At 69.9% G+C, this 7128-nt stretch carries 5 protein-coding genes; all 5 read left to right on the top strand.

The window, feature by feature from the left end:
* The first annotated feature begins 413 nt into the window (after positions 1 to 413).
* Positions 414 to 2384, top strand: coding sequence for a transketolase (tkt, locus tag ABTU92_RS22630; protein ID WP_408093880.1), 1971 nt, complete (start codon positions 414 to 416; stop codon positions 2382 to 2384).
* A gap of 120 nt (positions 2385 to 2504) precedes the next feature.
* Positions 2505 to 3512 (top strand): type I glyceraldehyde-3-phosphate dehydrogenase, encoded by a 1008-nt coding sequence (gene gap, locus ABTU92_RS22635; RefSeq protein WP_111359219.1) that lies wholly within the window; start codon positions 2505 to 2507, stop codon positions 3510 to 3512.
* A gap of 317 nt (positions 3513 to 3829) precedes the next feature.
* Positions 3830 to 5026 carry a phosphoglycerate kinase gene (locus ABTU92_RS22640; protein WP_408093881.1) on the top strand — a complete coding sequence of 399 codons (1197 nt, stop codon included), beginning with the start codon at positions 3830 to 3832 and terminating at the stop codon, positions 5024 to 5026.
* Positions 5027 to 5183: 157 nt separating this feature from the next.
* On the top strand, positions 5184 to 6278 hold the full coding sequence (gene fba, locus ABTU92_RS22645) for a class II fructose-bisphosphate aldolase (protein ID WP_408093882.1): 1095 nt from the start codon (positions 5184 to 5186) through the stop codon (positions 6276 to 6278).
* A 288-nt stretch (positions 6279 to 6566) separates the two neighbouring features.
* The coding region (locus ABTU92_RS22650) for a thiamine phosphate synthase (RefSeq protein WP_408093883.1) at positions 6567 to 7128 on the top strand (562 nt) is incomplete at its 3' end.

The following is a 7128-nucleotide window of genomic DNA, read 5'->3' on the forward strand; positions in this document are numbered from 1 at the left end:
CCCGCCATTCTGCAGCCGCTTCCCGGTGCGCTCACGGACCCGCACCGCGGGCTCGTCCGGCTACCCCTGACTTCCCCGAAAGCATGAAATGGCAAGCAGATGCAGGGCGAACCTTACGGGCGTTCGCAATCCCCCGTCAATGCGATGCACACAGGTCCGACAGCCTCGGCGCGAAATCCCGCGCGTCCCGCGCCGGCAGGCCGCGCCAAAGGCGGCGCTGTCGCGTTGACAGTGTCATACGGGCTGCCTATCAGGTCCTAAGCCTCGCCAGACGAGGCCTTCGGCCGGTGCCGTCGCGACGTCCGCCTCCCCCGACTGCGTCAGTCCACGAAGGTGCATCGCGGCCGACGCCGACCTCCGCAGGCACACAGGAGGCCGACATTACCCCCCTTTCCCGCGCCGATCACGACCGGATGGCCAATGCGATCCGGGCTCTCGCCATGGATGCCGTCGAGAAGGCGAAGTCCGGACATCCCGGGCTGCCGATGGGGGCAGCCGACATCGCCACGGTCCTGTTCACGCGGGTGCTGAAGCTCGATCCGGCCGCGCCGCACTGGTTCGACCGCGACCGCTTCGTGCTGTCGGCCGGCCACGGCTCGATGCTGCTCTATGCGCTGCTCCATCTCACCGGCTTCCAGTCGGTCTCGATGGAGGACATCAGGAACTTCCGCCAGCTCGGCTCGCGCACCCCGGGCCATCCCGAGGTCGAGGCGACCGAGGGCGTCGAGACGACGACGGGGCCGCTCGGCCAAGGCATCTCGACCGCGGTCGGCATGGCGATCGCCGAGCGCCACCTCGCCGCCGAGTACGGGCCGGACATCGTCGACCACCACACCTATGTGCTGGCCTCCGACGGCGACCTGATGGAGGGCATCAGCCAGGAGGCGATCGCGCTCGCCGGCCACCTGAAGCTGTCCCGCCTGATCGTGCTGTTCGACGACAACGGCATCTCGATCGACGGCCCGATCCGGCTCGCCGACTCGGTCGACCAGCTGAAGCGCTTCGAGGCGGCCGGCTGGGACGCCTGCCGGATCGACGGCCACGATCCCGCGGCGATCCTGGCCGCGATCGAGGCCGCGCAGAAGAGCGACAAGCCGAGCCTGATCGCCTGCCGCACAACAATCGCGTTCGGGGCGCCGACCAAGGCGGGCTCGGAGAAGTCGCACGGCTCGCCGCTCGGCGCCGAGGAGATCGCCGGCGCCCGCAAGACGCTCGGCTGGGACGCGCCGGCCTTCGTGGTGCCGGACGACATCCTGTCGCTGTGGCGGACCGCCGGGGCGCGTTCGCGCGACCTCCGCACCGCCTGGGAGAGCCGCGTCGCCGCCCTGCCGGCGGACCGGAAGGCCGAGCTCGAGCGCCGCATCGCCGGCACGGTGCCGGCCGACAGGCTCGACGCCGCGCTCGCCGAGATCAAGCGCCAGCTCGCCGCCGATCCGAAGGACCGGGCCAGCCGCTCCTCCTCGGAGCTGGCGCTCGGCGTGCTGGTGCCGGCCTTCCCGGAGCTGATCGGCGGCTCGGCCGATCTCACCGGCTCGAACAACACCCGCCCCAAGGGCATGCCGGCGCTGACGCCGGAGGACTACGGCGGCCGCTTCATCCATTACGGCATCCGCGAGCACGGCATGGCGGCGGCCATGAACGGCATGGCGCTGCACGGCGGTGTCGTTCCGTACTCCGGCACGTTCCTGGTGTTCTCCGACTACTGTCGCCCGTCGATCCGACTCGCCTGCATCATGGGCCGGCGGGTCATCCACGTGATGACCCACGACTCGATCGGGCTCGGCGAGGACGGGCCGACCCACCAGCCGGTCGAGCATCTCGCCGCGCTGCGGGCGATCCCGCATCTCCTGGTGTTCCGCCCCTGCGACGCGGTCGAGACCGCCGAGTGCTGGGCGCTGGCGCTCGGCTCGAATCACCGGCCGAGCGTGCTGGCGCTGTCGCGCCAGAACCTGCCGCAGCTGCGCGACGCGGCCGCCGCGGAGAACCCGTGCGCCGGCGGCGCCTACGAGCTCTTGCCGGCCGAGGGCGGACCGGCGAAGGTATCGTTGTTCGCGTCGGGCTCCGAGGTCGCGATCGCGGTCGCGGCGCGCAAGCGGCTGGCCGAGTTCGGCGTGCCGGCCCGGGTCGTGTCGGTGCCGTGCTTCGAGCTGTTCCTCGAGCGGCCGGAGGCGGAGCGCGAGGCCGTGATCGGCGACGCGCCCGTGAGGGTTGCGGTCGAGGCCGCCATCCGTCAGGGTTGGGACGCGATCGTCGGATCGCACGGAGGGTTCGTCGGGATGACCGGCTTCGGCGCCAGCGGTCCCGCGCCAGACCTCTACCGCCATTTCGGCATCACGCCGGAACGGGTCGCCGAGGTCGCCCTGGGCAAATTGCAGGCATTGTAAAAAAAGCCGCCGTACGGGTCGTGTAGAACCGACCTATATCAAGGCGGCCGACGGCGAGATCGGATCGACATGGCGCGCGGCCCGCCGGGCTGCGCTTGTGGGCATGGAAGGGAGACCAGCATGGCTGTACGGGTGGCAATCAACGGCTTCGGCCGGATCGGACGCAACGTTCTGCGCGCGGCCGCCGAGGCGGGCCGCACCGACATCGAGTTCGTCGCGATCAACGATCTCGCCCCGGTCGAGACCAACGCGCACCTGCTGCGCTTCGATTCCGTCCACGGCCGCTATCCGGGCGTCGTGAAGGTCGAGGGCGACTCGATCGACATCGGCCACGGCAAGATCAAGGTCACGGCGATCAAGGATCCGACCACGCTGCCGTGGAAGGAGCTCGGCGTCGACATCGCGATGGAGTGCACCGGCATCTTCACGGCCAAGGACAAGGCCAAGATGCATCTCGACGCCGGCGCCAAGCGGGTGCTGGTCTCCGCCCCGTCGGACGGCGCTGACCTGACGGTCGTCTACGGCGTCAACAACGACAAGCTGACCAAGGAGCATCTGGTCGTCTCCAACGCCTCCTGCACGACCAACTGCCTCGCCCCGGTCGTCAAGGTCCTCAACGACGCCATCGGCATCGACAAGGGCTTCATGACGACGATCCACTCCTACACCAACGACCAGCCGTCGCTCGATCAGGTCCACAAGGATCTGTACCGCGCCCGCGCCGCCGCCCTGTCGATGATCCCGACCTCGACGGGCGCCGCCAAGGCGGTCGGCCTCGTGCTGCCGGAGCTCAAGGGCAAGCTCGACGGCGTCGCCGTCCGGGTGCCGACCCCGAACGTCTCGGTCGTCGACCTGAAGTTCATCGCCAAGCGGGCGACCTCGAAGGACGAGATCACGGCCGCCATCAAGGCCGCGGCCGACGGCCCGCTGAAGGGCATCCTCGGCTACACCGAGCAGCCCAACGTGTCGTCGGACTTCAACCACGACCCGCACTCGTCGGTGTTCCACGTCGACCAGACCAAGGTCATGGACGGCACCCTGGTGCGCGTGATGTCCTGGTACGACAACGAGTGGGGCTTCTCCAACCGCATGCTCGACACCGCGGTGGCGATGGCGAAGCTGATCTGAGACCGCGATGGACCGCACGCCGGACGGCAGCGAGACGGGGGGCGGCGGCATGCCGCCTCACGATCGTCGCGTCGCCCGGCGGTGGGACGGCCACGCCGGTCCGAAGACGTTGCTTCGCACGATCGAGGCGAAGCCGGGCGCGATGGACACCGAGCCGAGCGCCCTCGACACGAAGCCGAGCACGGCCGTGGATTCGGTCGCCGAATTGCGCGGGCGACTGTCCCGACCGCCCACCTGGACCAGCTCCTGGTGGCTCTCGTCGCGACGTGGGGCGCCGGCGCAATCGTCGGCTTGATGATTTTCCGGTTGGGGATCAGATGACCGCATTCAGAACACTCGACCAGGCCGACGTGAAGGGCAAGCGCGTCCTCGTCCGCCTCGACCTCAACGTGCCGACCGAGAACGGCAAGGTGACCGACGTGACCCGCATCGAGCGGGCCGCGCCGACCATCACCGAGCTCACGTCCAAGGGCGCCAAGGTGATCCTGCTCTCCCACTTCGGTCGTCCGAAGGGCGGGCCGGATCCCAAGTACTCGCTCGCCCCGGTCGCCGCCGCGGTCGCCGAGGTGATCGGCAAGCCGGTCGCCTTCGCGTCCGACTGCATCGGCGAGCCGGCCGAGATGGCCGCCGCCGCCATGCAGCCCGGCGACGTGCTGTGCCTGGAGAACACCCGCTTCCACAAGGAAGAGGAGAAGAACGACCCGGACTTCGTCGACAAGCTCGCGGCGCTCGGCGACATCTGGGTCAACGACGCGTTCTCGGCGGCGCACCGCGCCCACGCCTCGACCGAGGGCCTCGGCCACAAGCTGCCAGCCTATGCGGGGCGCAGCATGCAGGCCGAGCTGGAGGCGCTCGGCAAGGCGCTGGAGCAGCCCAAGCGCCCGGTCGCCGCCGTGGTCGGCGGCGCCAAGGTGTCGGGCAAGCTCGATCTGCTCGGCAACCTGCTCGACAAGGTCGACGTGCTGATCATCGGCGGCGGCATGGCCAACACGTTCCTGGCCGCGCAGGGCCATCCGGTCGGCAAGTCGCTGTGCGAACCGGACCTGATCCCGACCGCCAACGACATCCTCGCCAAGGCGAAGGCGAGCGGCAAGCAGATCGTGCTGCCGGTCGACGCCGTCGTCGCCGAGACGTTCGCGGCCAACGCGCCGTCGCGCGTCGCCGCCCTCGACGAGGTCGGCCCGACCGAGATGATCCTCGACATCGGCCCGCGCTCGATCGAGCACGTCGTGTCGGAGCTGGAGCTGATCAAGACGGTGCTGTGGAACGGCCCGTTCGGCGCCTTCGAGATCGAGCCCTTCGACACCGGGACGGTCGAGATCGCCGAGGCCGCGGCCGAGCTGACGGCGGCCGGCAAGCTGGTCACCATCGCGGGCGGCGGCGACACCGTGTCGGCCCTCAACCACGCCGGCGCGGCCGACCGCTTCACCTACATCTCGACGGCGGGCGGCGCCTTCCTGGAGATGCTGGAGGGCAAGGCGCTGCCGGGCGTCGAGATTCTCCGGGCGAAGTGATCATTGCGGCCGTCGTGATCCCTTCGGGCGAAGCGATCACGACGGCGACACTCACGACGGCGACACTCACGGCGGCGACATATACCGCGGCGAAGTTCACAGCGGCGAAGTTCACAGCGGCGACAGTCATCAGGGCGAAACAGGACGGGAGACGACGATGGCGCGAATCACACTCAGGCAGCTCCTCGACCACGCGGCCGAGAACGACTACGGCGTGCCCGCCTTCAACATCAACAACATGGAGCAGGCGCTGGCGATCATGGAGGCGGCGTCGAGCCTCGACGCCCCGGTGATCATCCAGGCGTCGCGCGGCGCCCGCGCCTACGCCAACGACATCATGCTCACCCGCATGATGGACGCGCTCACCGAGATCTATCCGCAGATCCCGATCTGCGTGCATCTCGACCACGGCAACGGCCCGGCCACCTGCATGACCGCGATCCAGGCCGGCTTCACCTCGGTGATGATGGACGGCTCGCTCAAGGAGGACGGCAAGTCGCCGGGCGACTGGGCCTACAATGTCGGCGTCACCAGGCGGGTCGTCGACATGGCGCATCTCGGCGGCGTGTCGGTCGAGGGCGAGCTCGGCGTGCTCGGCTCGCTGGAGACCGGCATGGGCGACAAGGAGGACGGCCACGGCGCCGAAGGCAAGCTCAGCCACGACCAGCTCCTCACCAATCCGCAGGAGGCGCTGAAGTTCGTCGTCGAGACCAAGGTGGACGCGCTGGCGATCGCCATGGGCACCAGCCACGGCGCCTACAAGTTCACCCGCAAGCCGGACGGCGCGATCCTCGCCATGCACGTGCTGGAGGAGATCCACCGGCTGCTGCCGAACACCCATCTCGTGATGCACGGCTCCTCGTCGGTGCCGCAGGATCTGCAGGACATCATCAACCAGTACGGCGGCCAGATGAAGCCGACCTGGGGCGTGCCCGTGGAGGAGATCCAGCGCGGCATCAAGAACGGCGTGCGCAAGATCAACATCGACACCGACAACCGGATGGCGATGACGGGCCAGATCCGCAAGGTGCTGACCGAGAGCCCGAGCGAGTTCGACCCGCGCAAGTATCTCAAGCCGGCCATGGAGGCGATGACCAAGCTCTGCAAGCAGCGCCTGCAGGAGTTCAACACGGCCGGCCAGGCGTCGAAGATCAAGCGGGTCATCCCGCTCGCCGAGATGGCCAAGCTCTACGCCGCCGGCAAGCTCGACCCGGTGGTCGGCAAGGCCGCGGCCGCCGCCGCGGCGGAGTGAGGCGGAGTTCTCACTCCGCTTCGCCATCTGAGCATTATATCGTGCCACCCGGCATTTCCTGCTCCCTCCCCCCTTGTGGGGGAGGGGGGGTGAGCCTCACGCTCGGAGTTCGCGGCGTACCCCCCTCCTTGTCCCTCCCCCACAAGGGGGGGAGGGACAAGGAGGTGCAGCGCTGTTCAAAGGGCCGCTCCGGCACGTCCGGCGTGGGACCGCCCCGCTTTCGCCCCGATCGCCCCGCACTTCCAGGTCATGCCGGACGACCGCCAGCGCCTTTATCTCGTCATCCCCGTGACCGACCCCGCGGCTGCCGCGGCGCGGCTGTCGGCGGCGCTCGCCGCCGATGTCGACGTCGCCGCCGTGCTGGTGCGCCTGCCCGCCGGGCTCGGCGAGCGTGACGCCGTCAACGCCGTCAAGGCGGTGGCGCCGATCGCCCAGGCGCGCGGGGCCGCCGTGCTGGTCGAGGACCGGCCCGAGATCGTCGGCCGCAGCGGCGCCGACGGCGCCCATCTGACCGGCATCGCCGCGCTCGGCGAGGCGATCGGCGCCCTCAAGCCCGCCCATATCGCCGGGGTCGGGGGCCTGCGCACCCGCCACGACGCCATGGAGGCGGCCGAGCGCGAGGCCGACTACGTGCTGTTCGGCGAGCCCGGCCCGGACGGCCGGATGCCGCCCTTCGACGTCACGGTCGAGCGGGTCGGCTGGTGGGCCGAGGTGTTCGAGAGCCCGTGCGTCGGCTACGCCACGACGCTCGACGAGGTCTCGGCCGTGGCCGCCGCGGGCGCCGACTTCGTCGCGCTCGACGACCGCCTTCTCGACGATCCGCGCGGCCCCGCCGTCGCCCTCGCGGATG

The sequence above is a fragment of the Rhodoplanes sp. SY1 genome (assembly GCF_046000175.1).
In the GTDB taxonomy this organism is placed as follows: Bacteria; Pseudomonadota; Alphaproteobacteria; order Rhizobiales; family Xanthobacteraceae; genus Rhodoplanes.